Source organism: Streptomyces sp. NPDC093094, from assembly GCF_044754345.1.
Taxonomy (GTDB): Bacteria; Actinomycetota; Actinomycetes; order Streptomycetales; family Streptomycetaceae; genus Streptomyces.
Genome location: NZ_JBIVOX010000041.1, coordinates 18,938 through 34,695, shown reverse-complemented (window position 1 = coordinate 34,695; position 15,758 = coordinate 18,938). Strand labels below are relative to the sequence as shown.

At 72.9% G+C, this 15,758-nt stretch carries 10 protein-coding genes; 4 read left to right on the top strand and 6 right to left on the bottom strand.

What is annotated here, in order from left to right:
- Positions 1–138: 138 nt before the first annotated feature.
- Positions 139–1,281 carry an acyl-CoA dehydrogenase family protein gene (locus ACIQGV_RS39605; RefSeq protein ID WP_402504351.1) on the bottom strand — a complete coding sequence of 381 codons (1,143 nt, stop codon included), beginning with the start codon at positions 1,279–1,281 and terminating at the stop codon, positions 139–141.
- Positions 1,282–1,567: 286 nt separating this feature from the next.
- The gene (locus tag ACIQGV_RS39600) at positions 1,568–2,380 is read right to left on the bottom strand and encodes an SDR family oxidoreductase (RefSeq protein WP_402504348.1); all 813 of its coding nucleotides are present in this window, start codon (positions 2,378–2,380) and stop codon (positions 1,568–1,570) included.
- Positions 2,381–2,714: 334 nt separating this feature from the next.
- On the opposite strand from ACIQGV_RS39600, the gene ACIQGV_RS39595 reads away from it, so the two are divergent.
- Positions 2,715–3,716 carry an NAD(P)H-dependent flavin oxidoreductase gene (locus ACIQGV_RS39595; protein WP_402504345.1) on the top strand — a complete coding sequence of 334 codons (1,002 nt, stop codon included), beginning with the start codon at positions 2,715–2,717 and terminating at the stop codon, positions 3,714–3,716.
- Positions 3,717–3,791: 75 nt separating this feature from the next.
- Positions 3,792–4,577 carry an enoyl-CoA hydratase/isomerase family protein gene (locus ACIQGV_RS39590; protein ID WP_402504343.1) on the top strand — a complete coding sequence of 262 codons (786 nt, stop codon included), beginning with the start codon at positions 3,792–3,794 and terminating at the stop codon, positions 4,575–4,577.
- Positions 4,578–4,656: 79 nt separating this feature from the next.
- On the opposite strand, the gene ACIQGV_RS39585 is transcribed toward ACIQGV_RS39590, so the two are convergent.
- Positions 4,657–5,361 carry a TetR/AcrR family transcriptional regulator gene (locus tag ACIQGV_RS39585; protein WP_402504341.1) on the bottom strand — a complete coding sequence of 235 codons (705 nt, stop codon included), beginning with the start codon at positions 5,359–5,361 and terminating at the stop codon, positions 4,657–4,659.
- Between the two features lie 68 nt (positions 5,362–5,429).
- Positions 5,430–5,972: a GNAT family N-acetyltransferase gene (locus ACIQGV_RS39580; protein WP_402504338.1), complete on the bottom strand. Its 543-nt coding sequence runs from the start codon at positions 5,970–5,972 to the stop codon at positions 5,430–5,432.
- 155 nt (positions 5,973–6,127) lie between these two features.
- Between ACIQGV_RS39580 and ACIQGV_RS39575 the strand changes: the two genes are divergently transcribed.
- Both ACIQGV_RS39575 and ACIQGV_RS39570 read left to right on the top strand, forming a co-directional pair.
- Positions 6,128–7,183, top strand: coding sequence for an enoyl-CoA hydratase/isomerase family protein (locus tag ACIQGV_RS39575; protein ID WP_402504335.1), 1,056 nt, complete (start codon positions 6,128–6,130; stop codon positions 7,181–7,183).
- A gap of 521 nt (positions 7,184–7,704) precedes the next feature.
- Positions 7,705–8,352 carry a hypothetical protein gene (locus ACIQGV_RS39570; protein ID WP_402504333.1) on the top strand — a complete coding sequence of 216 codons (648 nt, stop codon included), beginning with the start codon at positions 7,705–7,707 and terminating at the stop codon, positions 8,350–8,352.
- A 57-nt stretch (positions 8,353–8,409) separates the two neighbouring features.
- Here ACIQGV_RS39570 and ACIQGV_RS39565 read toward each other — a convergent pair whose 3' ends face one another.
- Positions 8,410–14,103, bottom strand: coding sequence for a hypothetical protein (locus tag ACIQGV_RS39565; protein WP_402504330.1), 5,694 nt, complete (start codon positions 14,101–14,103; stop codon positions 8,410–8,412).
- The gene (locus ACIQGV_RS39560; RefSeq protein WP_402504327.1) at positions 14,100–15,563 is read right to left on the bottom strand and encodes an esterase/lipase family protein; all 1,464 of its coding nucleotides are present in this window, start codon (positions 15,561–15,563) and stop codon (positions 14,100–14,102) included. Before ACIQGV_RS39560 ends, ACIQGV_RS39565 begins: the two co-directional genes overlap by 4 nt.
- Positions 15,564–15,758 lie beyond the last annotated feature (195 nt).

Here is a 15,758-nt window from a genome sequence, read left to right as displayed (position 1 = left end):
ACGACCAGGTCGATCGGCTTGGTGCCGTGCAGGGCACCGGTGGTCTTGCCGCGGCCGCGCGGGGTGCGGATCGCGTCGTACACGTACGCTTCGGTACTCACGTCAGGCGCCTTTCAGGGGTCCGGTGAGGGAAAGGGGTCAGGCGAGCAGCGAGCGGCCGATGATCTCCTTCATGATCTCGGTCGTCCCGCCGTAGATGGTCTGGATGCGGCCGTCGACGAATGCCTTGGCGATCGGGTACTCGGTCATGTAGCCGTATCCGCCGTGCAGTTGGAGACAGCGGTCGGCCACCCGCTTCTGGAGCTCGGTCGCCCACCACTTCGCCATCGAGGCGTGGACGGCGTCGAGCGAGCCGTTCGCGTGCTCCTCGATGCAGCGGTCGACGAAGGTGCGGGTGACGGCGCACTCGGTGGCCATCTCGGCGATCTCGAAGCGGACGTGCTGCAGCTTGGCGAGCGGGCGGCCGAACGCCTCACGCTCCTTCACGTACCGGGTGGTGATCTCCAGCAGGTGTTCCGCCCCGGCGACGGCGGCCACGGCGATGGTGATCCGCTCCTGCGCGAGGTTGGTCATCAGGTGCAGGAAGGCGCCGTTGAGCTCGCCGAGCAGGTTCTCCTTGGGGACGCGGACGTCGTCGAAGAACAACTCGGCGGTGTCCTGGGACTTCTGGCCGATCTTGTCGAGGTTGCGGCCGCGCTCGAAGCCCTCCATGCCCCGCTCGACCACGAGCAGCGACATGCCGTGGGCTCCGCCCTCCGGGGTGGTCCGGGCGACCACGATCACCAGGTCGGCGTTGATGCCGTTGGAGATGAAGGTCTTGGACCCGTTGAGCACCCAGTGGTCGCCGTGGTCCTCGGCGGTGGTCCGGATGCCCTGGAGGTCGGAGCCGGCGCCGGGCTCGGTCATCGCGATGGCGGTGACGATCTCGCCGGAACAGAAGCCGGGAAGCCAGCGGCGCTTCTGCTCCTCGGTGGCCAGCGAGGTGAGGTACGGGCCGATCATGTCGTTGTGCAGGCCGATGGCGAAGCCCGGGGTGTAGGCACGGCCGAACTCCTCGGCGAGGACGGCGGCGTACCGGTAGTCGCGGTTGCCGCCGCCGCCGTACTCCTCGTCGACGGCGAGACCGAGCAGGCCCTGCCGGCCGGCGGCCCGCCACACGTCGCGGGAGACGATGCCGTCCTTCTCCCACTGCTCGTAGTGGGGCAGCACCTCCTTGGCGAGGAAGGTACGGGCGATCTCACGGAACGCCTCGTGGTCGGCGGTGTAGAGCTCGCGCTTCATGCGGAGTGCTCCTTGCTGTCGGGATCGAGTGCGGGTACGGGTACGGGTACGGGTACGACCCGGTCACGGGCGACCTCGCCGGTGCCGGCGCCCGGCAGGGCGGGCCCGGTGCGGACGGTGCGGGGGGTGGCGGAGAGACGGGACGCGGGTGCGGGTGCGGGCCGGACGAGTCCGCCGCGTCCGGCGAAGGTGCCGGGGCCGCGAGACGCGGACGGGCGGGTGCCTCGCGCGGGGACGCGCGGCCGGGCACGGGTCACCGTCCGGCCGGCGCGCGGCCGGGCGCCGGTCACCGTCCGGCCGACGCGAGGAAGCGGCCGGCCTCCTCGATCGCCCGGACGCTCTCCATGGAGCCTCCGCCGTCGCAGGGGACGACCGCGCCGGAGATGTACGCGGCCGCGGACGACGACAGGAACATCGCGAGGTCGGCGATCTCCTCCCGGGTGCCGAAACGCCCCAGCGGCACACTCTTCACCGACCTGTCGCCGTTCGGGTCGTCGCCCGGCGAGAGCCGCGAGAGGCCCTCGGTCCCGGCGATCGGCCCCGGCGCGATCGCGTTGACACGGATACCCCTGCCGCCCCATTCGAGGGCCAGCACCCGGGTCAGCTGGTCGACGCCCGCCTTCGCCGCGCACACATGTGCCTGGTACCGCACGGGGATCCATGCCTGCGGCGCGGTGATGTTGATGACCGAGGCGCCGGGAGCCAGGTGCTCCAGCCCGGCCCGCAGCACATGGAAGGTGCCGTTCAGGTCGATGTCCACGACGACCTTGAAGCCGTTCGAGGACAGGTCCTGCGCCTCGGCCAGGAAGTTGCCGGCCGCGCCGGAGACCAGGATGTCGACGGCTCCCCACTCGGAGGCCACCGCCGCGAACACCGCGGCGACCGAATCCATGTCGCGCACGTCGGCCACGAGGCCGAGGACCGGGCCCCCGTGTGCGCCGAGCTGCTTCACGGCGGCGTCGACGTTGGCCTGCTTGCGGCTGGCCACGGCGACCCTGGCGCCGCGCGCGGCGAAGGCTTCCGCGACGGCGAGGTTGATCCCGGTCGTTCCTCCGAAGACCACGGCCGTCCTGCCGCTGAAATCGAACTGAATGTCCATGTGTATGACTCCCTGGGCGGGCGCTTCGAGTGACACCACTGCACCGGTCACCGGCGATCCGTGGTGACGGCAGAGTCAATCAACCTGACAAAATAGTCAAGTCTTGGAATCGGCTTCGCTCGGCACGAATCATCGAACTGGCACGAAGAAGACCACTGTGACGATCGCCTCAGTCGACATAATTGTCAGATCGAGCCCTTGAAGCGATTATGCAACTAGTTGCACAATCGGCCGACGCACTCCTCCGCCGACGCACTCCCCCGCGAGGGCGCCGCGCCTCCGCCGGTTCCCCGCCGTCGCGGAGGGCCGCCCGAAGACCGCCGAAGGATCTTCCATGCCGCTTCCTCCCGCCCTGTCCCGCCCGCTGACGCTCCCCGTCGTGGGCTCACCGCTGTTCATCGCCTCGGGGCCCGAACTCGTCATCGCCCAGTGCCAGTCCGGTGTGATCGGCTCGTTCCCGGCGCTCAACGCCAGGCCCGCCTCGCTCCTGTCCGACTGGCTCGACCGCATCGCGGAGGAGAACGCCTCCTTCGCGGCCGCCCACCCCGGCGCCGTCGTCGCCCCCTTCGCGGTGAACCAGATCGTGCACCGCTCCAACGACCGCCTGGAGCAGGACATGGAGGTGATCGTGAAGCACCGGGTGCCGATCGTGATCACGTCGCTCGGGGCGCGGCCCGAGATCAACGACGCCGTGCACTCCTACGGCGGCGTCGTTCTGCACGACGTCACCACCGACGAGTTCGCGCACAAGGCCGTCGACAAGGGCGCCGACGGCGTCATCGCGGTGGCCGCGGGCGCCGGCGGGCACGCGGGCACTCAGTCGCCCTTCGCCCTGGTCCAGGAGATCCGCGCGTGGTTCGACGGCCCGCTGCTGATGTCCGGCGCCATCGCCCACGGACGCTCGATCCTGGCGGCCCTGGCCGCAGGCGCGGACCTCGCGTACATCGGATCGGCCTTCCTGTCGACCACCGAGGCCAACACACCGGCCGACTACAAGCAGATGATCGTCGACAGCACCGCCAAGGACATCGTCTACAGCAACCTGTTCACCGGTATCCACGGCAACTATCTGCGCGGCAGCATCGCCGCCGCCGGACTCGACCCCGACGACCTTCCCGAGTCCGACCCCTCCGCCATGGACTTCGGCTCCGGCGGCAACACCGAGGCCCGCGCGTGGAAGGACATCTGGGGCTCCGGCCAGGGCATCGGCGCCGTCCGGCGGACCACGACCGTCGCCGGCCTGGTCGCACAGTTCAAGGAGCAGTTCGACCAGGCGCTGCTCACGCTCACGGAGCGGACCGCCCCGTACCGCGCGGCCGGCCCGCACACCGTCTGAAGCAATCCCCCGCCCCTGAAGCGCTCCCCCGCCGCCCGCGCGGGAGGGCCGCCGCGGAAGCCAGGAAGGACCCCCTTGTCGAACACACCTGTCGTCACGCACTCCGAGGGCGACGTCCGGACGATCCGGATCGACCGCCCCGACCGGCTGAACAGCCTCGACCTGAACACCAGGACACACCTGCTCGCGGAACTGCGGGAGGCGGCCGGCGACCCCGCTGTCCGCGCCGTGGTGCTCACCGGCACCGGCCGGGCGTTCTGCGTCGGCCAGGACCTCCAGGAAGCACAGTCCGTACCGGACGGACCCGCCAAGGGTCAGGCGGTCCGGGAGCAGTACGCCCCGCTCGTGCGGACCCTGATGACGATGCCCAAGCCCGTGATCGCCGCGGTGAACGGTGTCGCCGCCGGCGGCGGCATGGCACTGGCCCTCGCCTGCGACGTCCGGATCGCCGCCGCGTCCACGACGTTCACCACGGCCTTCGCCGGCATCGCCCTGTCCTGCGACACGGGGATCTCCTGGACCCTGCCGCGCATCACCGGCCGGGCGACCGCCATCGACCTGCTGTTCCGGCCACGTGTCGTCGGTGCCGCCGAGGCCCTCGGACTCGGACTCGTCAACGAGGTCGTCCCCGACGAGACGCTGGAGGCCCGCGTCCGCGAGAGCGCGGCCGCCCTCGCCGCGGGGCCGACCCGGGCGCTCGCCGCCATCAAGGCATCGGTGAACCTCGCGTCGGAGTCGACTCTCGACGCGGCCCTCGAACACGAGGCGGCACAGATCGCGCTCACCGGTGCGACCCAGGACCATCGGAACGCGCTGCACGCCTTCCTGGCCAAGCGGAAGCCGGCTTTCGAAGGCCGCTGACGCCCTGGGCGGGACGGAGCACGCGCCGCGCGCCCGTCCCGCCGTACACACCTGGGCCGGCCGCGCCCCGCCGCGGACGTCAGTCCGCCGCGGACGTCAGTCCGCCGCGGACGTCACCGGAAGCCGGACGGCCGACGGCGGTCCAGCCCTCGTCCGGCGCCCCCCTGAGGCCGATCGCGGCGGCCCACAGACGGGACAGATGGTCGACGACCGCGTCCTCGTCGTACGCCTCGGCCAGCGTGTCGACGACATGGCCGACCTGTTCGACCATCGACCCCAGCGCGATGGCCGTCAGCCGGGGGTCGAGCCGCGGGTTCGCCAGACCGGCCTCCTGGAGCCGCCTGATGCCGTCCGTGCTGCGGCTCACGTAGAGCTCGCGGATCTCCAGGACCGTCCGGCGCAGCCCCTCGTCCGCGACCGCTCCCTGCTCCACGACCCGCATCACCTTGGACGCCTGGTCCCAGGCACGCAGGTAGCGGCGGTTCGACTCCACGAGCCGGGTGTACGGGTCGTCGGTCGTGTCCGGCGGGACCAGGCTCGACGTGAACATCTCACCGGCGACCGAGCGGAGCACGTGGTGCAGCAGGTCTTCCTTCGACTCGAAGTAGGTGTAGAACGTCCCGTACGAGACACCTGCCGCCTGCGCCACGGCCTCGGGGGTGAAACCCGACCACCCCTGGCGTTCCAGGACCTCCCGCCCGGCGAGGAGCAGCCCCTCGCGCGTGCGACGGCCACGCAGGGTGGTCGGCGGCTTCGGGGCGGACTTGGTCCTCGGACGTCCCATGCGGACCATCATGGCATGTCCCGAACCAGCCCCTGACGTGCCGCTCTCCCGCCCCGGAGACCAGGGCCCTAGTGCCCCGCGTCCGGCTTCCAGTCGCGGGCGAGGAGACCGAGCACGACCTCGTCGAGGAACTCGCCCATCACCCACGCCGAGGAGCGCAGCACGCCCTCACGGACGAAGCCGTTGCGCTCGGCGGCACCGAGCATCGCCGCGTTGTCGGCCAGCGTCTCGATCTGGAGCCGGTGCAGGCCCCGTACGACGAACCCGTAGTGACACAGCACCGCGACCACGTCGGCGCCGTAGCCCTTGCCGCGGCAGGAGGGCCGCAGTCCCAGCCCGATGTGCGCGAAGCGGTTGTGCGTGTCGATGCCCCACAGGGTCGCCGTGCCGACCAGGGTGCCGCCGTCCAGCTCGACCACGGAGAACGGAACGTGCCTCTGTTCCGTTTCGTCCACCACGAGCCGCGGGTCCTTCGACCCGGGTGTGATCGGCCGCCACGGCCCGCCCTCGGCCCGCGAGGCGTTGACCACGTCGTCGTAGAGCTCGGCCCTCAGGACCGGGACGTCTTCCTCGTGCCGGGCCCTCAGCCCGACCTTGTCACCCCTCAGCATCCCGACTTCCTATCCGAGCGGACGCTCCGGCGGCAAACGAATATGCGAGTACGGTGTCGAGAAGATCGTCCGTGGCCTTCGTGTCCATGAGTCCTGGAAGGAACCAACGAGATCATGCACGTCATCGTGACCCGGGGTCCGGCGGAGGCGGTCCGGTGACCGACGTCCTGTTCCACACCAGCGGCCGGGCCGCCTGCGTCACCCTCAACCGGCCCAAGGCCCTCAACGCCCTCACCCACGAGATGGTGCTGCGCATCGACGAGGCACTCACCGCCTGGGAGCACGACCCGGCCGTCGAGACCGTCGTCGTCACCGGTGCCGGCGAGCGGGGCCTGTGCGCGGGCGGCGACATCCGCGCCATCCACGACGACGCCCGCGACGGTGACGGTACGGCGTCCGCGGCGTTCTGGCGCGACGAGTACCGCCTCAACGCCCGCATCGCCCGCTACGCGAAGCCGTACGTCGCCGTGATGGACGGCATCGTGATGGGCGGTGGTGTCGGTGTCTCCGCGCACGGCAGCGTCCGGATCGTCACCGACCGGTCCCGGATCGCCATGCCGGAGACCGCCATCGGCTTCGTGCCGGACGTCGGCGGCACCCACCTGCTCGCCCGGGCCCCCGGTGAACTGGGCACCCACCTCGCACTGACAGGCGCGCACATCGGCGCCGCGGACGCTCTGCTGTGCAGACTCGCGGACCACTACATGCCGGCCGCCGCGCTGCGTGACTTCGTCGACGACCTCGCCGGACTGCCCGTCCGGGACGCCCTGGCCCGCCATGTGCAGGACGCGCCCGAGGGCAGCCTGGCCGCACAGCGGACCATGCTCGACTCCTGCTACGCCGCGGACACGGTCGAGGAGATCGTGAGCAGACTCCTCGCCCACGGCACCCCGGCCGCCGAGGAAGCCGCTGGCACGCTCCTGTCCAGGTCACCGACCTCCCTGAAGGTCACCCTGGCATCCCTGCGCCGCGCCCGTCACCTCGGTGCCCTGGAGCCGGTGCTGGACCAGGAGTACCGCGTCTCCTGCGCGGCCCTCGCCACGCCCGACCTGGTGGAGGGCATCCGCGCCCAGGTCGTCGACAAGGACCGCAGCCCGCGCTGGTCGCCCGACACCCTCGCCGCGGTCACCGACGCGGACGTCGAACGCTTCTTCACCCCGCTCGGCGTGCGCGAACTCGGGCTCGCCGCCGGAACCGGCCCCAAGCCCTGAACGGTCCCGGTCCGTCCGTCCGTTCCCTCGTGGTCCGTTCCCTCGTGGTCCGTTCCCTCGTGGTCCGGTCCCTCGCGGCCCGGGCCCTCGGTTCGCCGCCGTCCCGGTGCCGGTGACCGTACGGGGGAACGACGGCCGGCCTGTGCCGCGATCACCCGGTGAGCCTCGTGAGTGGTCACGCGGCACTTCTCCCCCGGGAGAAGTGCCGCACCGGCGAGCACCGCGGTCGGGCCACCGAAAGTTCCCAGCATTGCCGGAACATCACCCCTGCACCAAGACCATGGGCGCAGTCAGTGAGTTCACTCCCCCGGCTGCACCCGCCCGCCCGTCCTGCCTCTGCCGTGTTTCAGCCATATGCCCTCTCACCACACCGTCACTTCCGTACGATCACTCCAACGCAACTGTGCGGTCGTAACTGCATCCGCTCATGAGGAACCAGGGGATGGCGGCAGTCGCGTCCGTATTCGCAAACGTCATGGGTCAGTTGACCACTGACTCGGGCGCCCAGAGAGGGTGTGAGCATGGTGTCCGAAACGACAGTCGAAACCACCGATGTGACGTCGCAGTACAGCGCCCAGGTGACCGGCGACCTGGAACGCAACATCAAGGAGCAGGAACGTATCAGCGGTGAAGTCGAGTCACTGCAAGCCCAGTTGGCGGCCTTGCAGCGTGACCAGGCCATCCTGGTGAGTGTTCAGCAGGCTCTCGGCATCCCGTCGGCTCCGGCCGTGCCTGCCCCCGAACCCGCGAAGACCGTGCCCGCTCCGCGCAAGAAGGCCGCTGCCGCGTCCCGGGCGGCCGGGCCGGCGAAGGCCAGGAAGGCGGCCGCCGCCCCGGCGAAGAAGCGCACCGCGGGCAAGAGCACGGCGAACAAGAGCACAGCGAAGACGCCGGAGGCACAGCCCGCTCCGGCCAAGCTCGTCGACATCGTCCGCGAGCATCTGGTGGCGCAGAAGGAGCCCCGCTCCGCCACCGAGATCGCCACCGCGCTGGGGCAGCAGCAGCCGGAGCGCAGCTTCAAGACGACCGTCGTGCGCTCCACCCTGGAAGGGCTCGTGGCCAGGAACCAGGCCCAGCGCACCAAGCAGGGCACGTCCGTCTTCTACGTCGCTCCCGGCGCGGCCGCCGAGCCGCCCGCCGAGGCGGAGGACACCGCACCGACCGCCTGACCCGCCCGGGCACGGCCCGCCCTGTGTCACACCCGGGTGGGCCGCTGCCCGCACATGTCAGTCACCTCGGGCCGTCTCGGCCGCGTTCTCGCGGAGGTGCCGTACCCGCTCCGGGTCCGTGCGGGGTGAGGCGGCGAGTGCGTCGAGGACGGTGACCGCGGCCGGGTCGTCCGGGTGCTCGGCCAGCCATGCCTCGGCCGCGTCGGTGGCACGCGCGAGGGCCCCGGTTCCGCACCTCGGTGACGACACCAGGCTCCTCAGCAACTGGGGCGTCCAGGTCGGCCCCGCGCGGGGAAGCAGGCGCAGGGCGAGTGCGACGGCCTCGTCCGCCGTGGCCCCGTCCGCGTCGGTGGCACCGATCAGCGCGCGCAGCAGCCTGATGTGGTCGTTGTGGTGACGCGGGGCTGCGCGCAGGTGCGCGAGAGCCGTGCCGAGGGCCGGGGCCCGGACGGACACGGGGACCAGGGCACCGGTGACGAGGGCGGCGAGGATCCGCAGCGCGTGTGTCTCGCTCCGGTTGCGGTGCACCCACGCCAGGGCGGCCTCGGCCACCGTCCCGTAGACGTCCTCACTGATCTCCGGGCGCCGTACGAGGATGTCGAGCAGCGGGCCGCTGCGAGGCGAGTCACGGTGCTCCCCGGCCCAGCTCAGCACGGAACGGGCGAGCAGGTCGCTGCGGGCGGTGTCGCCGTGTCCTGTCACGAGCAGCGCCTTGGCGACGGCCGCCCAGGCGTCGTGGCGGCGGTGGTCCGGGAGCCACGCCAGGGCGAGAACCTCGGTGCGCCGCCGGACGGTGTCGGGCAGCGCAGGCTGACTGAGCAGGGTGCGCAGCAGGTGGGGCGAGACCGCGGCGGGGGCCGCCTCCGCCCGCCGGAGCAGCCAGTCGGCCACCTCTGCGCGCGCCTCACCGGCGTTGGGGCTGCCCAGCACGGACCTGGCCAGCGCGTGGGCGCCCGGTTCTCCGTCGGCGAGCCAGGAGAGTGCGCGGGCCAGGAGCGGGGCGACGGCCCCGGTGGTGGCGCGGGTGTTCCCGATGGCCGCTCGCAGCATCTCGGCGAGCAGGCGCCGCTGCCCGGCGGACCGGAAGTCCGGATGGCCGCGGCGGTGTTCCACCCACCGTGCGGCGAGACCGACGGCCCGGTCCGCCTGGGCGGCGTCCAGTTCGTTGTTCGCCAGCAGCGCGCGCAGCCGTGCGGAGGCGGTGGGGGCCGCGATGTCGGCGGCGACCTCGTCGAGCGACACCGCCGCGGACGCGAGGCCCACGGCGGGCGCTCTCCTGCCGAGCACGTTCCGCAGCAGCGCCGCCTGTCCGGGGTCCGCTGCCGGGGTGACGGTGTCCCCGGCGGTGTCCCCGGCAGGGGTGAGCCAGCTTCTGGCGGTGTCCGCCGCCTCCGAGAGCACCGGCCCGGGGACACGGGGGCAGTTCAGTACCGCGTGCAGGACTTTCGGGCCCGGGCCGCCCGGGTCCGGGTGCGCGCGGGCCCAGGCCAGGGCGGCGGCCCCGATGCGCCCCATGCAGGCGGATCCGCAGCGGGTCGAGCCGAGCAGACCGCGCAGGGTCTGCTCGGCGGCGGGCGATGCCGGGTGGCGGGCGAGCCACCGCAGGACGCCGTCGGCCGCCTCGTCGGCGATGTCGGGGTCGACACGGGTGCCGCACGCGACGACGACGAGCAGCTGCGTGTCCGGCCGAGCCGGGTCGCGCAGCGCACCTCGGACGATCTCCCGGGCGGCCCAGCGCGTGTGCGGTCGGCCGAGGCGGGGCGCGTTGAGCATGGTCCGCAGCAGCGGGGGCGTGCGTGTGTCGTGCGGTCTGGCCGTGGCCCACTGCCGGGCCAGGAGGGCGGCGGCGTCGATGTCGTCGGAGGTCACCCAGGCGCTGCCGATCAGGGAACGCAGCAGGAGGGGTGCCCCGTGGTCGCCCGGGTCGGCGCGCACCCGCTCGACGGCGACGCGGGCGGCGGCCTCGACGAAGCCGGGGTCGGCGCCGGCGCTGACCAGGCGTCGCAGCAGCATCTGGGCCGTGGGGGACGCGGGGTGCGCGCGGATCCAGGTGAGGACGAACCACAGCACGTCGTCGGGACCGGTGGTGTGCGACCAGCCGCTGACGAGATCGTGCAGCACGACACCGGCGTCGACACCGAGCCGTTCCACCGTGTCCTTCATCATGTCGAGCGCCTGTGCCCTGCGTTCGGCGGGGAGCGCCGGGTGGCGCAGCACCATGGCCGACAGGCGTGCCCCGGGACGCGGGTCTTCCTGTGTGCGCGCCAGCTCCTCGCCTCGTGCGAGGACGAGGTCCACCTGGGCGGAGGAGAGCCTGTCGTTGTCGAGCAGTTCGCGCAGCGGGGTCACCACGTTCGCGTTGCCGGGATGGCGTTCGATCCAGGCGAGGCACACGGCGACGGCCTGCTCGCGCCGTTCGTCCGAGAGCAGCGGGAGCCCGGCGGCCCTGATCAGCAGGTCGAGATGGGCGAGTTCGGTCCGGTGGGCCAGCCAGTCGAGGGCCACGGCGAGGACCCGGTCGGTGCCGAGGGGAGTGGCCGCGGTCTCGAACAGCAGGTTGAGCAGGGCGGGGGCGCCCTTGCCGGTCCCGCCGTCGGCGAGCGCCCGTCCGGAGCAGGCCACGAACGCGTCGCGGAGCCCGCCGTCCAGGAGCGCTCCCCGGGCCAGTGCCTGACGCAGCCCGAGGCCGTGCTTGCCCGGTGCCTCCACGAGCTGCCGCACCAGGCAGTCCAGTACGGTCTCGGCCAGCTCCCCGTCGTCGGTGACGGAGTCCAGGCAGCGGGCCATGGTCAGCAGCACCTGGCTCCGCCCGGTCGCGGTGAGGGTGGCTCCGTACGTGCCGAACCAGTCGACCGCCGTCCGCAGGTGCCGGGCCGTGGCCTCGCGGGACACCCCGGGTGACTGGAGCAGCCGGGTGAGGAACCATGCGGCGTCCGGGTGGTCCGGGTGGGCGGCGAGCCAGGTCTCCAGGAGCAGCAGCAGCCGCTCGTACTGCGGGTTCCTCGGATCGAGGCGGGCGAACAGGGGACGGAAGACCTCGGCGGTGGGCAGGCGCCGCAGATGGGACTCCAGCCAGGCCAGGGAGTGCGCGACGACCGTCGTCCGCTGGTCCGTGGTCAGGTTCGGGCTGCTGAGCAGGACCGGCAGAACCGCCCGCACCCGGGGATGGGCCCCGTGGACCCCCAGCCACCGCACGGCGTGGCCCGTGGCGGTCGCGCCCTGTTCGGGGGTGAGCAGGGGCGCTTCGAGCAGCGGCCGGACGACGAACCCGGCGGGCAGGGCGGTGGCGTGCCCGGCGAGCCAGTCCGCCGTGATCTCGACGGAACGCCGGTCGAGTTCCGTCGTGCCGGTGGGGTGGGCGAGCAGGCCGCGCAGCACCACGGTGACGTCCTCCGCCGTCTCGACGGCGCCGGAGGCGGCCCAGTCCTGGGCGCGGCGGGTCGCGGCACCGCGCTGCCCGTGGTCGAGGTCGGTGCGCCACAGCAGGCCGGCCAGGACCGGCTCCACCGCGGCGGGGTTCCCGGCCAGCCACACCAGGGCGGCGGTGACGGTCGGCAGCGCCTCCCCGGCGGGCAGTCCGGTCAGGGCGTAGCGCAGGAAGCGGCTGCGGTCGGTGTCGGGGACGGCGGTGCGCAGCCAGGGTTCGACGACGGTGTCCCATGCCTGCCCGACCGGGCTCCGCCAGGGCTCGGCGTGCAGCAGGGTGTAGAGGGTGTGGCCGCCCTCGGGCGCGCTCGCGCACACGTCGCCGATGTGGCGGGCCCGGGCCGCGATCCACTCCCGGCAGGTCCTGTCGAACTGGTCCCGCTGCGCGGTCCTGTTCAGTTCGCCGTACAGCCGGGCGGCGTTGCCCGCGAGGTGGTCGAGCACGTCGGGCCGGTCCACGGCCCGGTCGAGCAGGCCGGTCAGCTCGGTGTCGCGCACGCGCAGGCCGGTGCGGGGGACGACGACCTCGCCGAGCAGTTCGTCGGTCACGAGGTCGTGGGTCACGTCCAGACGGTCGCCGACCTGTTCGAACCAGCCCATCACCAGGAGGTTGTCGATCAGGGCGCGGGCCCGGCCCGCGCGTGGCGCCTCGTCCAGCACGGGCTGCACCAGTGCCTCCAGCCGCGCCCTGGGCAGGGGGCAGGCCGCGGCGGCCAGCGCGCAGGCGCGGACGGAGTGGCTGATGTCGTCGCCGCCGGACAGCCGGTCCGTGTCGTCGCCGGGAGCCCGGGGCGCGGGCACGACGCTGTCCTGTACGAGGCTGGCGCGCAGCCAGCGCATCAGCCGGCTGGGGCCCCGGCCCGGGGTCGCGTCCTTGCCCGCCTGGATCCGGCGTTCCGCGTCCCGGGCGATGAGCAGGGCGATGACCGGGCGGTGTCCGCAGATCTCCGCCATCCGCGCGGGTCCCAGCCGCTCCAGGGCCAGGGGCGCGACGGACGCGAAGATGCGTTCCGCGACGGCGCCGTGGTAGGCGGGGTCGAGGCGCAGTTCGACCTCGGCCAGATCGTCGACGGCGCCGCGGGCGGCCAGGTGGGGCACTCTGCTCTGCCGGCTGGTGGCGAGGACGGCGAAGTGCCCGTCGGCGGTCTGCCGGGCCGGGATCCGCTCCAGCAGCCCGGGCAGGTCCAGGCCCGCGCAGACCTCCAGATAGTCGATGAGCAGCAGGGTCCGGGCGCCCGGTTCGGCGAGGACGGCCTTCTCCACGTGGGTGTCGGCGGTCTCGCTGTCGGGCCGTACGTAGAGCACGCGCCAGCCATCGCGTTCGGCCAGCGTCGCGACCTCCACGAGGGTGCGTGTCTTGCCTGCTCCGGCGGGCCCGGTGAGCAGGACGCCGGGGCTGTCCTCCAGCAGCCCGAGGACGTTCGCGGGCGCGGCGGGATGGCCGGGCCCGGGGTCGAGGAAGGCCAGCTCCGACTCCAGCAGATGGCGGGAGCGCGCGGTGAGTTCCCCCACGGCTCGTCCTGCGGACACGACCCGGTCCTCCGCGGCGCGGTCCTGCGGTGCGGCGGCGGCCTGCGGGGGCTGCCACGGTTCGATGCCGTGGTGGCGCATGATCGCCACGTCGAAGGCGAACGTCATCGGCGGGTCCGCGGACAGGATCCGCCGGCGTGCCACGTCGACGGCCGTGTCGAAGTCCAGGAGCCCGTCGTCCGTGCGCCGGCCGAGGGCGAGCGTGTCCTCCCCGGTGCCGTGCGTCCGCTGCGGGAGCGGCCTGGGTCCGCTGTCCCCGAGGCCGTGCTCGGGGCCGCCTGCGACGCGGGCGAAGCCGGTGCATTCGACGGGGACGAACGCGTCGGACCCGACGAGCGCGCGGACCACGGACGGATCGCGGACCACGCCCGCCTGGAACTCCTCGTAGCCGGGCCGGTAACCGGCCCACTCACGCAGTCCGTGGTCGCGGCAGACCAGCGTGACGGCGTGCTCGCCCTGTGCCACGACGACCGGCAGGAGTTCGTAGTCGAGGAGCAGTCCCGCGTACAGCAGGGCCAGGTCCAGACAGGTGCCGCGGCGGCCCGGGGAGCCGAGGATCTCGGCGGGCGTACGGATGCGCTGGACATGGTCCGACGGGGTGTAGCCCTCGACGTCGTAGTACAGGCCCTGCGAGGCGAGTTGCCCGTAGAGCGCGCGGGCGAGGGCGAGACGGCCGCCGGGGCCTTCGCCGATCCCGCGCCGGTCAAGGCCGGGGGCCAGCAGCTGTTCGGCCCCGCTGACCACGTAGCGGGCCAGCCCCGACTGGTCGGAGGTGGACCACAGCGGCCAGGTCATGCACCGGCCTCGCTGACCTCGAACAGGTCGTGCACCGGTGGGGGCGGCACCGCGGCACCGCGGGCACCGACCTCCAGCCGGTACACCCCGGGTGCCAGGCGCGGCAGTTCGGCCTGCCACGTCCCCCCGGTGCGCTCGCCGTCCGGGGCGGACACCAGGTCCACGGTGCAGCGGGCGCCGGACTCGGTGTGCTCGGCGACGGCGGTGACCTTCTCGGGCCGGTCCGGCGCGAACACCTCCGCCTTCACGACGACGGGCTCGTCGCCGGCGTACTGGTCCGCCACGTCCACGCCCAGCGCGAGTTGGCCCGTGTCCGCGAAGGGCTCGGGGCCCCGGAGCTTGGGCGGGACACGGGCCTGCATCTTGGTCAGCCGGCCCAGCAGGGTGTTCAGGACGTGCGGGTTGTTGTGGAGGTTGCTGTGCTTCTCGGCCTGGAACACGTCGGCGAAGACGTCCAGCGGGTCGGCGGGGGCCGCCGAGGAGATGCTGACGGTGCCGTCGCCGTCGCGGCCCCCGTCGCCGAAGTAGCGGTGCACACCGTCCGGGAGGTCGCGGCTGAGGGACACGCCGGAGCCGTCGTACACGGCGGACTGCCAGGTGCGCTGATGGGTGCCGACCACGGGCAGGACGGCGTACCGGGAGCCCTCCCGTGCCACGGCCTGCGCCCCCGTGGCGATCTCGCGGTGGAACTCGGCTGCGTCGGCGGCGAGCACCGGATCGACTCCGGTGATCGGACCGACCTCGGCGATCCGGCGCGGCACGGCGGTCCCGGGGTGCGTGGCCGTCGCGTCATGGACCACCGGGTCCGCCGGCATGAGCTGGTGGACGGAAGGGAACGTGCGCATCACATCGGTCAGGTCCAGGGTCGCCTTCCGGTAGCCGTCGGCGAGGTAGCCGAGCGCGTCCAGCGAACCGCCGAACGGGGTGCCGAAGGTGACGAGCGCCCGGGTCAGGCGATGACCGCCGAGCACGTCCAGGAAGTACCGGGCCACCAGGCCGCCCATGCTGTGCGCCACGACGACCAGTTCGGCGTCCGGGACGTTCGCGTGGCGCCGCCAGTCGGCCAGGGCCCGCTCGGCGACCGTGGCAAGGCGGCGGGCGGTGACACGGTTGTCCAGCCGCCAGTCGTAGGGGAACTCGATGAGGTTGGACGGCGGCAGCGTCCCCGTGCCGGCCGCCACCGCGTGCCGCACGTCGAAGTGTGCGGCCAGCGCCCGGGTCAGCCGGGAGTAGCCGTCGACCTTCACCAGTCCCGGCACGAGGCAGGCCCGCGGCAGCAGCGCGTCCGCGGTCAGGGGGCCCTCGTCGAGGGCGAGGGCCCGCACGGTCTTCTGCCGTTGCAGCACGGACTTGCCGATCAGCCGGTAGGAGGCGTCCCACACAGGGGTGCCTCCACGGCTGAGCACGGACCCCGTGATGCCGGGCAGGACGATGATCACGTCCCGAAGCCGCTGTCTCATCGCACTGCTCCAGGTCCCCCGGCGTCACGTCTGATCGGCGTTGCGTACAGCGCAGGCTACGGGATCGGCCGGGTCCGGGAGCCCTGTTCGGCGAGTCGTCAAGTGGCTCTGGTGTCAGGTCCGTTCACCGCACGGCGGCCGGTACGGGGCCGCCGTGGTGCCGGGCCGGGCTCGCCGGCCCCGGCGACGCCCGGG